12 protein-coding genes are annotated in these 14,057 nt (G+C 53.4%); all 12 read right to left on the bottom strand.

What is annotated here, in order from left to right; translation table 11 throughout:
- Positions 1-39 precede the first annotated feature (39 nt).
- Positions 40-1,488 carry a pyruvate kinase gene (pyk, locus tag QZR18_RS03505; RefSeq protein ID WP_178707221.1) on the bottom strand — a complete coding sequence of 483 codons (1,449 nt, stop codon included), beginning with the start codon at positions 1,486-1,488 and terminating at the stop codon, positions 40-42.
- 9 nt (positions 1,489-1,497) lie between these two features.
- Entirely contained in the window at positions 1,498-2,445 is a 948-nt protein-coding gene (lgt, locus tag QZR18_RS03500) for a prolipoprotein diacylglyceryl transferase (RefSeq protein ID WP_178707224.1), read from the bottom strand.
- A 48-nt stretch (positions 2,446-2,493) separates the two neighbouring features.
- Positions 2,494-3,366 (bottom strand): indole-3-glycerol-phosphate synthase, encoded by an 873-nt coding sequence (locus tag QZR18_RS03495; RefSeq protein WP_178707227.1) that lies wholly within the window; start codon positions 3,364-3,366, stop codon positions 2,494-2,496.
- A 74-nt stretch (positions 3,367-3,440) separates the two neighbouring features.
- Positions 3,441-4,187 carry a prepilin peptidase gene (locus QZR18_RS03490; RefSeq protein WP_178707230.1) on the bottom strand — a complete coding sequence of 249 codons (747 nt, stop codon included), beginning with the start codon at positions 4,185-4,187 and terminating at the stop codon, positions 3,441-3,443.
- 2 nt (positions 4,188-4,189) lie between these two features.
- Positions 4,190-5,038: a shikimate dehydrogenase gene (locus QZR18_RS03485; protein WP_295910367.1), complete on the bottom strand. Its 849-nt coding sequence runs from the start codon at positions 5,036-5,038 to the stop codon at positions 4,190-4,192.
- Positions 5,038-6,447, bottom strand: coding sequence for an endolytic transglycosylase MltG (mltG, locus tag QZR18_RS03480; RefSeq protein WP_178707236.1), 1,410 nt, complete (start codon positions 6,445-6,447; stop codon positions 5,038-5,040). The genes QZR18_RS03485 and mltG overlap by 1 nt, the downstream gene beginning before the upstream one ends.
- On the bottom strand, positions 6,447-6,917 hold the full coding sequence (gene ruvX / locus QZR18_RS03475) for a Holliday junction resolvase RuvX (RefSeq protein WP_178707239.1): 471 nt from the start codon (positions 6,915-6,917) through the stop codon (positions 6,447-6,449). Before ruvX ends, mltG begins: the two co-directional genes overlap by 1 nt.
- A complete protein-coding gene (gene alaS / locus QZR18_RS03470; protein WP_178707242.1) occupies positions 6,917-9,625 on the bottom strand; it encodes an alanine--tRNA ligase in 2,709 nt (902 codons plus the stop codon). The genes ruvX and alaS overlap by 1 nt, the downstream gene beginning before the upstream one ends.
- Positions 9,626-9,730: 105 nt before the next feature.
- Entirely contained in the window at positions 9,731-10,354 is a 624-nt protein-coding gene (rpsD, locus tag QZR18_RS03465; RefSeq protein WP_009409474.1) for a 30S ribosomal protein S4, read from the bottom strand.
- Positions 10,355-10,474: 120 nt separating this feature from the next.
- Positions 10,475-11,851: a replication-associated recombination protein A gene (locus QZR18_RS03460; protein ID WP_178707243.1), complete on the bottom strand. Its 1,377-nt coding sequence runs from the start codon at positions 11,849-11,851 to the stop codon at positions 10,475-10,477.
- A 12-nt stretch (positions 11,852-11,863) separates the two neighbouring features.
- A complete protein-coding gene (locus QZR18_RS03455) occupies positions 11,864-13,282 on the bottom strand; it encodes a L,D-transpeptidase/peptidoglycan binding protein (RefSeq protein WP_178707246.1) in 1,419 nt (472 codons plus the stop codon).
- 97 nt (positions 13,283-13,379) lie between these two features.
- Positions 13,380-13,997 (bottom strand): L-threonylcarbamoyladenylate synthase, encoded by a 618-nt coding sequence (locus QZR18_RS03450; protein ID WP_178707249.1) that lies wholly within the window; start codon positions 13,995-13,997, stop codon positions 13,380-13,382.
- Between the last annotated feature and the right edge of the window lie 60 nt (positions 13,998-14,057).

Below are 14,057 nucleotides of genomic sequence, written 5' to 3'. Positions count from 1 at the left end.
GTAGGCCTCCCGGCCTGCCCACCCTCTGATCTACAGACACTAAGCGTCGCTACGCGATCCACCGATAGCGTAGTCGACCTCGTCTCCCAAGCGATGGACGCGCAGGAGATTGGAAGAACCGGGAGTCCCCGGCGGCATACCAGCAACAATCACCATTTCATCGCCGACCTCTGCAAGACGTGCGGATTGGGCAACCTGATCTACCTGCCAAACCATATCGTCTGTGTGTCTCACCTCAGGAACGCGGTAAGCGTGGATACCCCAAGACAATGCGAGCTGTCGACGGGTGGATTCCAAGGGAGTAAAGGCAAGCATCGGGATAGGTGTGCGCAGGCGAGAAAGCAGACGCGCAGAGGTTCCCGATTGAGTGAAAGTCACAAGATAACGGGCATCCAGCTTCTCAGCAATGATCGCGGCAGCACCGCAGATTGCAGAAGCACGATCAAGCTCAATAGGCGTCATAGGTGCAATGCGCTCTCCGCCATTTTCCTCTGTTGCCTCGATAATACGAGCCATGGTTCGTACTGCTTCGATCGGATAAGCACCAACTGAAGTTTCACCAGAAAGCATAACCGCGTCTGCACCGTCAAGAATCGCGTTTGCACAGTCAGATGCTTCTGCACGGGTCGGTCGAGGATTCTTAATCATCGAGTCCATAACCTGCGTCGCGACGATCACAGGCTTAGCGGCACGGCGCGCCAGCTCAATTGCGCGCTTTTGAACCAGTGGAACGTCCTCAAGCGGCATTTCCACACCGAGGTCGCCACGCGCGACCATAATTCCGTCAAAGGCATCGACGATCTCAGAAAGTGCTTCTACGGCCTGAGGCTTTTCAATCTTAGCGATGACCGGAAGTCGCTTCCCGCACTCATCCATAATTGCATGAACAGAATCGATATCAGACGCAGACCGGACGAAAGACAAAGCAATGAAGTCCGCGTCGATCTGGATACCCCAACGTAGGTCTTCCTCATCCTTCGCACTCATCGCCGGAACCGAAACGGCGACACCCGGAAGATTCAAGCCCTTGTGGTCAGAAACGTAACCGGGAACCTCCACGCGAGTAACGACATCTGTATCAGTCACCTCGACAACTCGAACTGCAACGTTACCGTCGTCAATCAGCAGGCGATCACCGGGAGCACAGTCACCAGGCAGCCCCTTAAAGGTTGTCCCAACGAGTTCTTTGGTTCCAGGAACATCGCGGGTAGTGATGGTGAAAGTATCGCCAATTTCGAGATACTGAGGTCCCTCTTCGAAAGTTTCAAGACGAATTTTGGGTCCCTGAAGGTCAACAAGAACGGCGACGCCTCGGCCTGAATTCTGTGCAGCTCGGCGAACGCGCTCAACGACTTCCTCATGCTCTTCAGCGGTGCCGTGGGAACGGTTAATACGGGCGACATCCATGCCGGCATCAACCAGAGCCTGGATCTGTTCAGCAGAGGCTGTCGCGGGTCCAATAGTGCATACAATCTTTGCTCGACGCATGTTTCTATCCTAACGTGCCTCAGTCTCTTCGACAGGGCGACTTTCCGGTGATATAGGACTATCGCACTTATCTCCATCGGTCTTCTCAGTAGCCGAATCTTCATCCTGGTTATCAGTTGGATGAGAAGTCGCGGGCAGTTCGACGGGATCAACTCGAGTAGAAGCAGAGCGTCGCCCCGCGATGATAAAAGTCATCAAACCCAGCAAAAAGACAACAATCGAAGTCCATACATTAATGCGTAGTCCCAAGAAATGATGGGCATCATCAATGCGCAGCATCTCAATCCACACTCGCCCAAGCGTGTAAACCATGATGTACGAAGCAAAGAGCTGACCCGACTTCACCTTGATTTGACGATCGATCAACAGTAGAACTGCTACCCCAGCTAGATTCCATAGGCATTCATAAAGGAAGGTCGGGTGAAACAGAGTTCCTGGAGCATAACCCGAGGGAAGATGCGCATTGTCAATGCTCAGTCCCCACGGAAGAGTCGTCGGTGCTCCGAAGAGTTCTTGATTGAACCAATTCCCCCAGCGACCAAGCGCCTGCGCAGCCAGAAGGGGAACAGCAAGGGAATCTGCAATCGGGCCCAAGCGCTGGCCTCGGTGACGAACAAGCAACCAAGCAGCGAGTGCCCCGCCTGCGACCGCGCCCCAAATTCCCAAGCCGCCATTCCAGATCGCAAAAGCCATGAGCGGTTTTCCGCCCTGGCCGAAATATGCATCTGGTGAAGTGATCACGTGATAAACACGAGCGCCAACAATGCCAGCCGGAACCGCCCACAGTGCCACATCATAAAAAAGGTCCGGGTCTCCCCCGCGTTTCTGGTAACGCCGAGCGGACCAATATACGGAAATCAGAATCGCACAGGCGATGATCAAGCCATAAGCGCGAATTGGAATCGGACCAAGATGCCATACACCGTTACTCGGTGACGGCAAAGCAAGAGCTCGCATGAAAACTAGTCCTCGTGAATAACAACTATTTCCTCCTACCTTAGTAGATTATTCACGGCGAGTATCACTCCAGCTTCCATCACTACCACGATGTGCCTCACGAATACGCATCCGCCGATCAGCAAGCAGCGAAGGATGATGCCCCGCACTCACCATTTCAGCAACCAGCTCTTCAGGATTATCACTGCGCATAAGTGCTTCACCGACAAGAACTGCATCCGCTCCCGCTCTCGCGTATTCAAATACATCTTTCGGGCCACGGACACCAGATTCCGCAATAGCCAGCACTCCTGTTGGAACCACATCAATAACTTCGTCGATGACGTGACGATCAACGCATCCTGTTGCTAGATCGCGCGCGTTAACACCAATCATCAGCGCTCCTGCGTCAAGCGCCCTCAAGGCATCAAGACGCGAGTGTGTCTCGACGAGGGCGCCCATACCAAGAGACTGAGCGCGTTCGAGAAGACCATTGAGTGCCGCTTCCGAAAGAAGCTGGGCAATAAGAAGCACGACGTCAGCTCCATTACGGCGCGCTTCAAAAAGCTGATACGCCGACAAGATGATGTCTTTACAGAGGATCGGAGAGGTTGTCACTGCCTTTACCCGAGCGAGGTCTGAATACTGTCCGCGAAAGTAAGAAGATTCAGTGACGACGGAAAGCATAGCCGCTCCCCCACGTTCAAACGCCTGTGCGAGCGGTGAAGGATCAGCAATCGTGGAATACACCCCCCATGGTGATGCACGTTTAATCTCGGCAATCACCGCTGTGGCACCATCAGAGCGGAGGAACTCCTCAGGATGCCGTAGAGGATCAGGAATGTTCTCACATTCCCGTTTTAAATCATCCAAGCTGAGGTGTTCTTCGCGTACGGCACGCTGACGCTGTGTGTTTGCGATGACCTCATCAAGTTTGAGCACCGCCACCTCCTTGTGTGAACTCTCAATCTGATGCTAGTCCTCATTGAGAAAAAGAGGTAATTACACACATTTAGCTAAATGCCAATATGAAACAACAATGAAAGGTCGGTGGAAACATCACGCCACAGAAGGAAGCTCAAAAGAGTGGAACCGATCATCCAAGGGCCAAAAGCAATCCGAGAACGTGTGCCAGCTTGGCCGCTAACGATTTTCCACAGCGCTGCGCAGGCGGCTGAGACAATCGAGAACAAGAGCCCAAAGAGTGCAGCATGCCAACCAAGAAGCCCAAGCAGTGAACCTAGGATCGGCGCAAGCCTAAGATCCCCCTTACCAAAGCCGCCTTTAGGAAGCGTGCCCAGCCATAAAGGCAAGGTCCAAATTAACGTCCCAAAAACTACCTGCGCAACAAGCAGATAAGGCTGCGGGTGAAAGTAGATAGTCACTCCGATGCCGCTCAATACACCACAGGCAAGCGCAAGAACGTACGGAGTCGGGAGTCTATGCGTGCGCGCATCAATATAGCCAAGCAAAGTGCCCATCATTGTCAGTGACACTACAGCGGGTGAAGCGGGTCGCGCCTGAGCCCCCACAAGCACGACTGCTCCCACGAGCACAGCCGCCCACACAACACCATTTCGTTTCAGCGGAGTGAGTGACGCCTCGACAAAGTACCGGCGTTGGATTGCCCACCCAGACAGACTAAGCCACACCGCATACGTAATCCAGACAATGACAGAAAGAAACAGGTTCCACTCTGCCGCACCTAAGGACTTGTCCGCAATCCTTGAAAAAACTGGAAAAAGTATTGGAAGCGTACCCATACTTAGTTCTTCCCAAGTAAGTCAAAGACAGCAGATACCGCATGTTCGTCGGCTTCTAAGCCCGTCATCAGTTTAAATTGCATGATGGCTTGATACACAAGCATGTCTACCCCAAAGGCAACGGGGATTGACCGATCTTGACACATAGCGATAGCAGGAGTCACTCGCGGCGCATAGCTGACATCAAGAAAACTTGACTTTTCTGGCATTGATGCAAGTTGCGGTACATGTGTATCAAGAGCGCCCGAAGGCAGGGTCGAAACGACGAGATCCGCGCTTGAACAACATCTTGAGAGCTCATCGCGCTGCATCAAATCATGACCACGGTAGCTAACGCCGAGATTGAGGGCAACACGGTGAAAATCAACAGGGACTTTCCCGTTATGGAAGGCGCGAGCCACAACATGCACCTCTGTAAAACCCAATGAAACAACAGCGGCAAGTGCTGATGCTGCCGTTGCTCCCGAGCCAATGATGACCGCTCTTCCGCTGCTGTCTAGGTCGGCGTGACTTCTACTAAGCTCAATCGCCTGGCTCATTCCATAAACATCAGTATTGAAACCGGTCTTTAAGCTTCCGGTAGGAATCAGCGTATTGACCGAATTCAATGCTTCAGCTTGCGGATCGACGACATCAAGAAGCGCAATTACTGCCTTCTTGCACGGCATCGTAATAGAAACACCGACGCATTCATCGTCAATGGAAGAAATCCACTGAGGCAAAGAGTCTACGGTGACTTCATGCTTCAGATAAGTCCACCCATTCAGTCCCGCGTAATCCCAGAGACAGCGATGTATCAGCGGAGACAATGAATGCTCAATGGGTGATCCAATGACGCACGCCCAAGGCATCAGCACTTCCCCTGATGGGTTGAACAATATTCCTCAAGACGCTTCGTATTCTGAGTTTGCTCATCATGGGTCGCGGCAAAGAGAGTTTCACCAGAGTCCAGATCAACAGTCACAAAGTACAGCCAATTCCCCTCGGCAGGGTGAATTGCCGCATTAATGGCCTCCCTAGACGGCTGAGAAATCGGCGATGGCGGAAGCCCCGGATTTCGATACGTATTGTAAGGATTATCAGCAGCAAGGTCCTCGGCAGTAGGAATACCACCGGTTTTCCCAACTCCATAAAGAACAGTCGAATCCATTTGTAACAGCCCGCGGGTCTCGCCGTTCGTATCGGCAAGGCGGTTGTCAATAACCCGCGACACCATCGGCAAGTATTCGGGGTTTCGAACCTCACGCTCAAGAATCGATGCTTTTGTGAGGACTTTCTCCCGATCTGCCGCAGGCACACCGAGGTCATCAAGTTGCTTCTTGGTGGCAGACACCATTTGAGTAATTAATGACTCAGCGGTCTCTCCCTCTCCAAGTTCATAGGAGCCCGGGGCCAGCCATCCTTCAACATTCCCATTTGCTTCAGCGGGCAAGCCAATAGTCGTTGCATCCGCCATCGCGGTTTTGACCTGGTCAAGTGGAATTTCTGTCACTAGAGCAATCTGTTCGGCGACTTGGTCCTTCGTTTGTCCAGGGGTAACAGTCACCGTATTATCCATACGATTCGCGTCATCAAGGAGCGCGGCGATTGCCCCAGAAGCGCTCATCTCTTTCTTCAAGGTATAACTACCTGGACGAATCCCGACAGCGGCCTTATTAGCCTCAAACGCACGAATAAAAGCAGAGAGAGACTTGACGACACCGGCATCGACAAGTCGTTGTCCAATCTGCTGGCCCGATTCACCGTCATAAATTGTGACGACAACTTGACCATTTCCTGGACCCGGAAAATCATCAGCCGCCGTACTTGAGGAGGAGGAACCTCGAAGCTGTGTGTAAGCAAGATAAATTCCACCAGCACAGAGCGTAAGGGTCAGAAGAAGAACGATGAATGTACGAATTGAACGACGGCGCCTGCGTTTGCGAACCGCACGCCGTTCTTGCGCAAGGCGTCGGCTCCGCATACCAGTCGTCTCGGACACCGCCTCTTCATGAGCTACACGTCGAGTACGACGCGTTGGGAGGCCTGTGGGCACTGCCGTTTCTGGATCAAGAGTCTCATGACTACCCGGACGAACAATCTGATCAAAGTCAGTATCGTTCACATGTGAGCGTGCCGAAGTACGTGACGCCCCAAGGCTGTCACTAGGCCGTGATTCCTCACGATGCACCTGCGGTTCTGGAGGTACAGATTCTTGCGCGCGACGTTGGTGAATGCTCGCTCGCTTGGGGAAAGGATATCCGGGCGTATTGTCGCTCATCACTGTCCTTCCTCAAGGACGAGTTCCTTTCCAGGAGCTCGTCCGCTCATTCGTTCCATTTCCAAAGCTGTTTCAAGAATAATAGACGCAGCCACCTGGTCAATCATCTGACGATGTTCACGCCGTTCAACTCCGGCTTGGAGAAGACGCTCATGCCCTTCGTGTGAGCTTAAGCGTTCGTCAACTAAGCACACACGACACTCAGGTAAAACCATCTTAAGCTTTCGCGCGTAACGACGTGCGCCCTTGGCTGAAATTCCTTCGCCACCGCGCATATGCCTCGGTAAGCCAACGATTATTTCAATGACCTCAAGCTGATGGGCATAGCGAACAATCTCGTTAATTTCCGAAGCATCGTCTTGGCGTGTCAGTGTTTCGAGAGGAAGGGCCAGGATGCCCCCCGCGTCACTTCGCGCAAGGCCGACCCTGACCGTCCCAACATCGACAGCCAGACGAACTCCCGATCGCATCACAGCTCTTTAATCTGCTCGTTCACATCCGCCAATGCGTCGTCAATTGCTGCGGAGTTTGAGCCACCGCCCTGTGCAAGGTCATCACGACCCCCGCCGCCGCCACCGAGAATCTTTGCAGCGCGACGAACAAACTGTCCCGCGCGCGCACTGTGCTGACGCGCCAGATCGTTGGTTGCAACAGTTACCATGGGCTTCCCGTTAATAATTGCCGCGAGAGCAACTAAAACCGGGCCATCATTGCCCAGACGTTCACGCACATCAGTTGCCATTGCACGGAGCTCATCTGCCGTACCAAGAGCACCAACGGGCGCAACAACCGAAGTAAATTTACCGATCTTACGAGCATTCTGGGCAAGAAGAGCGGCTTCGGCTAGAGCCTGCTGCTCGCGAATCTTCTGAAGTTCCTTCTCGGCGTCACGAAGACGAGTCATGACAGACTCAAGTCGCGTCGCGAGTTCATCTGGTCGTCCACCCAGCATCGAGGTCAGCTGCGAAACTAACGCGTGTTCCTTCGCTTGGAAGGAATATGCCCCATCACCAACAAGCGCATCAATACGACGAACACCAGAACCAATGGATCCTTCACCCAAGACGGTAATGCGTCCAAGATGACCAGTGGATGGAACGTGGGTACCACCGCAGAGCTCACGATCGAAGTTGTCACCGATAGTCACCACTCGGACCTCAGAACCGTACTTCTCACCGAAGAGCGCGATCGCTCCCGATCGCTTGGCCTCATCAAGAGACATAATCTCTGTGTTCACAGGAAGATTTTGTGCAAGCTTTTCGTTGACAAGGCTTTCAATTTCGTTCAGCTGGCCTTCGCCAAGCGAACTTGAGTTCGTGAAATCAAAGCGCAAACGTGAAGGCGAGTTCTCGCTACCGGCTTGTTCCGCATCTTTGTTAACAATGCGTCGTAGTCCCGCATAGACCATGTGCGTTGCCGTGTGAGCACGGGCGATAGCGAGTCGACGCTCAGTGTCGATCTGCGCAAAAGCCTTCTCCCCCAGCGTCGCAGTCCCCTCAGTCAGGGTGCCACGATGTACGGAAAGACCACGAACGGGAGCCTGTACGTCGTGAACCTCAATAACGCCGCCATCAGCAAGTCGAATGGTGCCGTGATCAGCGAGCTGACCACCCATTTCCGCATAGAAGGGGGTTCGGTCCAGGATGATTTCTACTTCAGCGGGCGCGCTGACCGCAGGGGTTGGAACGCCATCAACCAGCAGGCCTGCCACTTGGGCGTCCGAGGCGCTCTCTGTGTAGCCAACAAAAGTTGAACCGCCGCCGAGTTCCTTTTCGATATCGTGGAAAATACGAACGTCGGTGTGGCCGGTCTTCTTCGCACGAGCATCAGCACGTGCGCGTTCCTTCTGTTCCTCCATAAGCGCACGGAAAGCAGCCTCGTCAACGTGGACGCCCTGTTCCGACGCCATCTCCAGAGTCAGGTCAATCGGGAAGCCATAGGTGTCGTGAAGCGAGAATGCCGCTTCGCCAGAAATCATCGGAGCACCTGGAGCGGCCTTTGCCTTCTCAACTGCGGCATCAAGAATAGTGGTACCCGCAGTAAGAGTACGACGGAATGCATCTTCTTCTGCATATGCCACTTCAGAAATTGTTCCCCAATTCTCTTCGAGTTCAGGGTAGGAAGCCTTCATCGCTTCCTTCGAAGCAGTCAGCAGAGTCGGCATCGTAGCCGTATCAACACCCAGCAAACGCATCGAACGAACTGCGCGTCGAATGAGGCGGCGAAGCACATAGCCACGGCCATCATTTCCAGGCCGGACTCCATCACCAATTAGCATCAGCGAAGAGCGTACGTGGTCAGCAACCACACGCAGACGAACGTCATCGTCGTAGGCGGCACCGGCCTCGGGACCGGCCGCACCAAGACCATAGCGCTTACCGCTCATCTCTTCAGCGGCAGCGATAACGGGATAAACCTCATCAATCTCATACATATTCGGTTTGTCTTGCATGACGAAAGCCAAACGTTCCAAACCTGCACCGGTATCGATCGCTTTCTGGTCAAGCTCACCCAGTAGCGGGTAATCCTTACCGCTTCCCTCGCCGCGCATGTACTGGTCAAAAACGAGATTCCACAGCTCAAGATAGCGGTCGCCGCCCGGGTCAACATTGCCCCCCACGGCCTCGGGACCATAAGCAGGGCCACGATCGTAGTGCCACTCGCAGCAGGGACCTGCGGGACCGGGCTGACCGGTGTCCCAGAAGTTTTCTTCTCGGGGCAGGCGCACAATGTGGCGAGGATCCATTCCGACCTGCTTAGTCAGAACATCAAATGCCTCAGCGTCCTTCTCCCAAATGGTGACCCACATGCGATCGCCATCGAGGCCATACTTGCCTTCCGATTGCGAACCAGTGAGCAAATCCCACGCGAAGTGAATAGCGCCTTCTTTGAAGTAATCACCGAAGGAGAAATTACCATTCATCTGGAAGAAAGTGCCGTGACGGGTCGTGCGACCGACGTTGTCGATATCGTTCGTACGAATGCACTTTTGAACGGATGCAGCCCTGGGCCAAGGTGCCGGTTCAACACCGGTGATGTAAGGAATGAAGGGCACCATTCCAGCGATGGTGAACAAAATAGAAGGCTCAGGAGACACCAAAGAAACAGATGGACGAATCTCGTGTCCTTGCGATGCAAAGTAGTCAAGCCAACGTTGACGAATTTCAGAAGTGCGCATAGTACCCCATAGTAGTGGACATCAATAAGAATCGTGTATTGACAAGACGACTCGAGAAAAAGAACAAGACCCCGAGGGAAACCCTCGGGGTCTTGGAAGACACACTCAGCGCGAGTAGTGTTCGACGACCATCTGCACGTCGCAGGTGACGGGAACTTCAGCGCGCTTCGGGCGACGCACCAGCGTTGCCTTCAGGCGAGCAATGTCAACGTCCAGGTAATCGGGAGTTGCGGGAAGAGCTTCCTGGTTGATGCCTTCAGCTGCAATCTCGAAGGGGACGCTGGTCTGAGACTTCGGCTTGACCTGCAGGGTCTGTCCCGGCTTCACACGGAAGGAGGGACGATCGACGATCTTGCCGTCAACCATGATGTGACGGTGAACGACGAACTGACGTGCCTGCTGGATGGTGCGAGCAAAACCTGCACGCAGCACCAGAGCGTCAAGACGCATTTCAAGGAGCTCGACCAAGTTCTCACCGGTCAGGCCAGCAGTACGACGTGCTTCTTCGAAGACGTGACGCATCTGAGCCTCACGAATGCCGTACTGAGCGCGCAGACGCTGCTTTTCCTTCAGACGAACAGCGTAGTCAGATTCCTGGCGGCGACGGGTGCGACCGTGTTCGCCGGGACCATACGGACGCTTTTCGAAGTAACGAACAGCCTTCGGGGTGAGAGCAAAGCCCAGCGCGCGGGACTCGCGCACCTGCTTGCGTGAACGATTGTGAGCCATTAAATGACCTTTCCTGTCTCTTATGTCGCATTCGCAAAACGAATGCGGGGTCAACTCCAGGCATATCGCCGTCGGCTAAGACCCCAGGTATACGTTGCCCGATAAGACAACCGCATCAGTCTAACGTACTTTAAGCAATTCGCGAAGCGCAGCTAAGCGTTTCGTGAGCATAGCCTCATTGCCATTCGTCGTTGGACGGTAGTAGGACGTTCCGCGAAGATCTTCGGGCAGATAGTACTGGGCCGCGACATGGTGAGGTGCATCGTGCGCATAAATGTAGTCCACACCGTGTCCAAGAGCTTGAGCACCACTGTAATGAGCATCCCGGAGGTGCGGAGGAACCGGTCCCCCTTTTCCTTGACGAATATCCCCCAAGGCGGCGTCAATAGCAAGGTAAGCGCGATTAGACTTTGGGGCAACTGCCACCGCAATCACAGCTTCACTCAGAATAATTCGAGCTTCTGGCATTCCGACCATTGCAACCGCTTGCGCTGCGGAAACAGCCGTGGTGAGGACCTCGGGTGCGGCCATTCCAACATCTTCAGCGGCACAGATCATAATGCGTCGCGCGATGAAGCGCGGGTCTTCCCCTGCTTCAAGCATGCGTGCAAGATAGTGGATAGCCGCATCAACATCAGATCCGCGCATCGATTTAATGAAGGCGCTTGCCACGTCGTAGTGCTGATCTTGATCCCAACGCACTAAGGCCTGATTAGCAGCATTCTCAACATCGGCGATTTCGATTTCCCGAGGAGCGTTCCCGTCCTCCGCTAGCTGGCCCTCTCCCCCACGCTCAAGGCACGAGGCCGCTGCAGCCTCGAGAAGAGTCAGGGCCTTGCGAGCATCTGCGCCTGCCAAGCGCAACAAAGCTGAGCGGGCATCTGCAGATAGGGTGAATAGAGACTTCAATCCCGATTCACTTGTCAAGGCACGATCAAGAAGAAGGGAGAGATCTTCACTGCTCAACGCATGAAGAGTAAGAAGTAGGGAACGAGACAGAAGCGGAGAAATCACCGAAAAGGATGGGTTCTCTGTCGTTGCAGCTACTAGGGTTACCCAACGATTTTCGACAGCTGGAAGAAGAGCATCCTGCTGTGATTTTGAAAAACGGTGAACCTCATCAACAAAAAGGATTGTTTCCTCTCCTGTTGTTGTCAGACCTCGCCGCGCTTGCGAGATCACATCACGAAGGTCTTTTACCCCGGATGTAACTGCAGAAACCTCGCAGAATCTGCGACCAGAAGCACGTGCGATCAGGTACGCAAGAGTGGTCTTTCCGGTTCCCGGAGGCCCCCATAAAATCACAGAGCTTAAACCCGCGGGGGAATCAGTAGATGGAGTGAGAAGTCTACGCAGAGGCGATCCCGGCTTAAGCAGGTGTTGCTGGCCAACAATCTCATCAGCGCTTTGCGGACGCATTCGAACCGCGAGTGGCGCATGGTCATCAACTACCGGAGTCCCGAAATCTTCGATCCCCTGCGTATCAAAGAGATCCATCTTCACTCACCTTTAGTAGTGGCTGATAACTACCGTCCCGTTATCTGCCCAGTCATAAATCCAGTGTGCACCGTCAACCGGCATATTCACACACCCGTGAGAGCCACCGTAACCGGACCATCCAAAAGAGGAACGCCACGGAGCACCGTGCAGTGCATACCCCGCGTAGAAGTAGGTGACCCATGGGACGCCTTCTGTCCGGTAGTTCGTGCCATCTGCATTTTCACCTTCCATTGTCTGAGAGGCGTATTGCAAATAGACATGGAACTTGCCGGTTACGGTTGGAGTATTGGGCGCACCCGGGACCATCGGGGTTGGACCGTGAACTATTGTCCGGCCTTCATAGGCAGAAACCGTGTTCTTCGACAAGTCGATATCGATCCATTTTTCACCGGCCGAGGCCTGATAAACATGATCACCGTAGCCGTCAGGAATATCTTGGCGATCATATTCAGGCTGAATCTTGTCGTAATCAAAATCGCCCGAATAGGATTTCCCATTATTGAGGGCGTCCGCAATTCCAGAAATTACAGACTGTGTATTGTTCGCGCGATAACCAACCGTCCCAGCTTTGAGCACACCAACAACGTCACCACGACTATTAACACCCTGAATTCCTTTTTCGGATTCAACGTTCGTCGATTTTGCAAGATCATTCACCCAAGCTGATAGCGCATCCGAATCAAGCACAGCAGCTCGATCACCCTCTGCGCTCACCTTGACCCATTTCATTTTGTCGGCCTTCGACGCAGTGAAATCATCAATACCATCAGTGATCGTGACGCTGGGAGCAATCAGTGATTGCGCTTGAGTGAGTGCTTCTTCGGCTCTCTGAGTAGTAATCTTCGGTTGTTGAACCTCAACGCTAATAGTTCTCGGGGAAGAACCCAAATCTTGAGCGACATCCTGTTGGACTTTCGCAAGATCAGCCGTATTCAATGCAATACCCTCATGAGAGGGAACCACCGTGAATCCCGATCCGTCTTCCTTAGGTGACAAAGCTGCATCACTCACAGGGGTCCCCACGCGCTGAGCTAAAGAAGCTCCGAATCGAGAGAGCTGGGAGTTATCAAGTTGAACGACAGGGGTGATCGACCGAGAGCGGAAGATCCCAAGGAAACGAGAGAGCAAACCTGAATTCTCTGAGAAAGCAGCATCGACTGTCGCGGGGATATCAACAGTGATGCCTAGGTCCTCCAAGCTAGCCTGCTGTGTCGTATCGCCCAACTGCAAAGTAACTTGAGCCGACTCAACGCGATGTTTGAGCGCCTCGTTGACCTGAGCCCGAGAGGACGAAGAGAAAGACTGACCTGCGATTGAGGTTCGTGGAAGAGCATGCGCGGAATAAAACCAGCCTGAGAACGCCAAACCGACGCACAGCAGACCGCATAGACCAAGGAGTGTCCACACTTTGAGGGAAAGCTTCTTCATAGCCCTCTCATGCTACCGGTTATTGAAGCGAAAACACGGCGACAAAAGGGATAAGAGATGCGATTGAAGCGTGATGCTGCTTACGCAGCCTTGGAGGCTACTCCCAAAGACTGGTATCCCCTGCGCCACGTCGCGCGACTCGTCCCACGCCATCCGTATAGTCGATAACCGATGTTGCTTCGTCTCCTCCTACTGGAGCCACAACAACCAAATCGACAAGTGAACCGATTTTGTCATCGACCTCGAAGCCGTCACTCATCACCTGTTCTTCTCCTGGAAGGATAAGAGATGAGGCAACTAGGGGCTGCCCCAGCGCAGCAAGAAGTGACTGAACAACACGATGGTCAGGGATCCGCACCCCGATGGTGTGTTTCTTCTTATTCAGTGTCATTCTGGGAACTTCTTTTGTCCCGGGAAGGATGAATGTGTACGGACCGGGAGTTGTTGCTTTCATTGCCCGGAATTGTGAATTGTCCATAATCACTAAATCACCCAGACGCGAGAAAGCATCACATAGCAACGAGTAATTGTGTTTGTCATCGAGTTTGCGAATCTGCCGAATTCGATCAATTCCCGATTTGTTGCCCATAAGACAGGCAAGCGCATAGCCAGAATCTGTCGGCAGTGCGATCAAACCACCTTCTCGAAGGACGCCAACAACGCGATCAAGAAGTCGCGTCTGCGGATTGACTGGATGAAGCTCGACATAGGACATGATTCGGGTTAAAGGACAAAAAGAGTTGGTGGAGGGTTAGTCCCAGTTGTTTCGGTGGGG

It is taken from the genome of uncultured Actinomyces sp. (genome assembly GCA_900541895.1).
In the GTDB taxonomy this organism is placed as follows: domain Bacteria; phylum Actinomycetota; class Actinomycetes; order Actinomycetales; family Actinomycetaceae; genus Pauljensenia.
The sequence above is the reverse complement of the archived record's forward strand: the minus strand, read 5'-3'. Positions and strand labels throughout refer to the sequence as shown.

What these genes read in the sequence shown, in the direction of transcription:
- QZR18_RS03460 (WP_178707243.1), bottom strand. Translation starts at nt 11,851, where the DNA reads ATGGATCTCTTTGATACGCAGGGGATCGAAGATTTCGGGACTCCGGTA.
- QZR18_RS03455 (WP_178707246.1), bottom strand. Translation starts at nt 13,282, where the DNA reads ATGAAGAAGCTTTCCCTCAAAGTGTGGACACTCCTTGGTCTATGCGGT.
- mltG (WP_178707236.1), bottom strand. Translation starts at nt 6,447, where the DNA reads ATGAGCGACAATACGCCCGGATATCCTTTCCCCAAGCGAGCGAGCATT.
- rpsD (WP_009409474.1), bottom strand. Translation starts at nt 10,354, where the DNA reads ATGGCTCACAATCGTTCACGCAAGCAGGTGCGCGAGTCCCGCGCGCTG.
- pyk (WP_178707221.1), bottom strand. Translation starts at nt 1,488, where the DNA reads ATGCGTCGAGCAAAGATTGTATGCACTATTGGACCCGCGACAGCCTCT.
- QZR18_RS03450 (WP_178707249.1), bottom strand. Translation starts at nt 13,997, where the DNA reads ATGTCCTATGTCGAGCTTCATCCAGTCAATCCGCAGACGCGACTTCTT.
- QZR18_RS03490 (WP_178707230.1), bottom strand. Translation starts at nt 4,187, where the DNA reads ATGGGTACGCTTCCAATACTTTTTCCAGTTTTTTCAAGGATTGCGGAC.
- ruvX (WP_178707239.1), bottom strand. Translation starts at nt 6,917, where the DNA reads ATGCGATCGGGAGTTCGTCTGGCTGTCGATGTTGGGACGGTCAGGGTC.
- QZR18_RS03485 (WP_295910367.1), bottom strand. Translation starts at nt 5,038, where the DNA reads ATGCCTTGGGCGTGCGTCATTGGATCACCCATTGAGCATTCATTGTCT.
- alaS (WP_178707242.1), bottom strand. Translation starts at nt 9,625, where the DNA reads ATGCGCACTTCTGAAATTCGTCAACGTTGGCTTGACTACTTTGCATCG.
- lgt (WP_178707224.1), bottom strand. Translation starts at nt 2,445, where the DNA reads ATGCGAGCTCTTGCTTTGCCGTCACCGAGTAACGGTGTATGGCATCTT.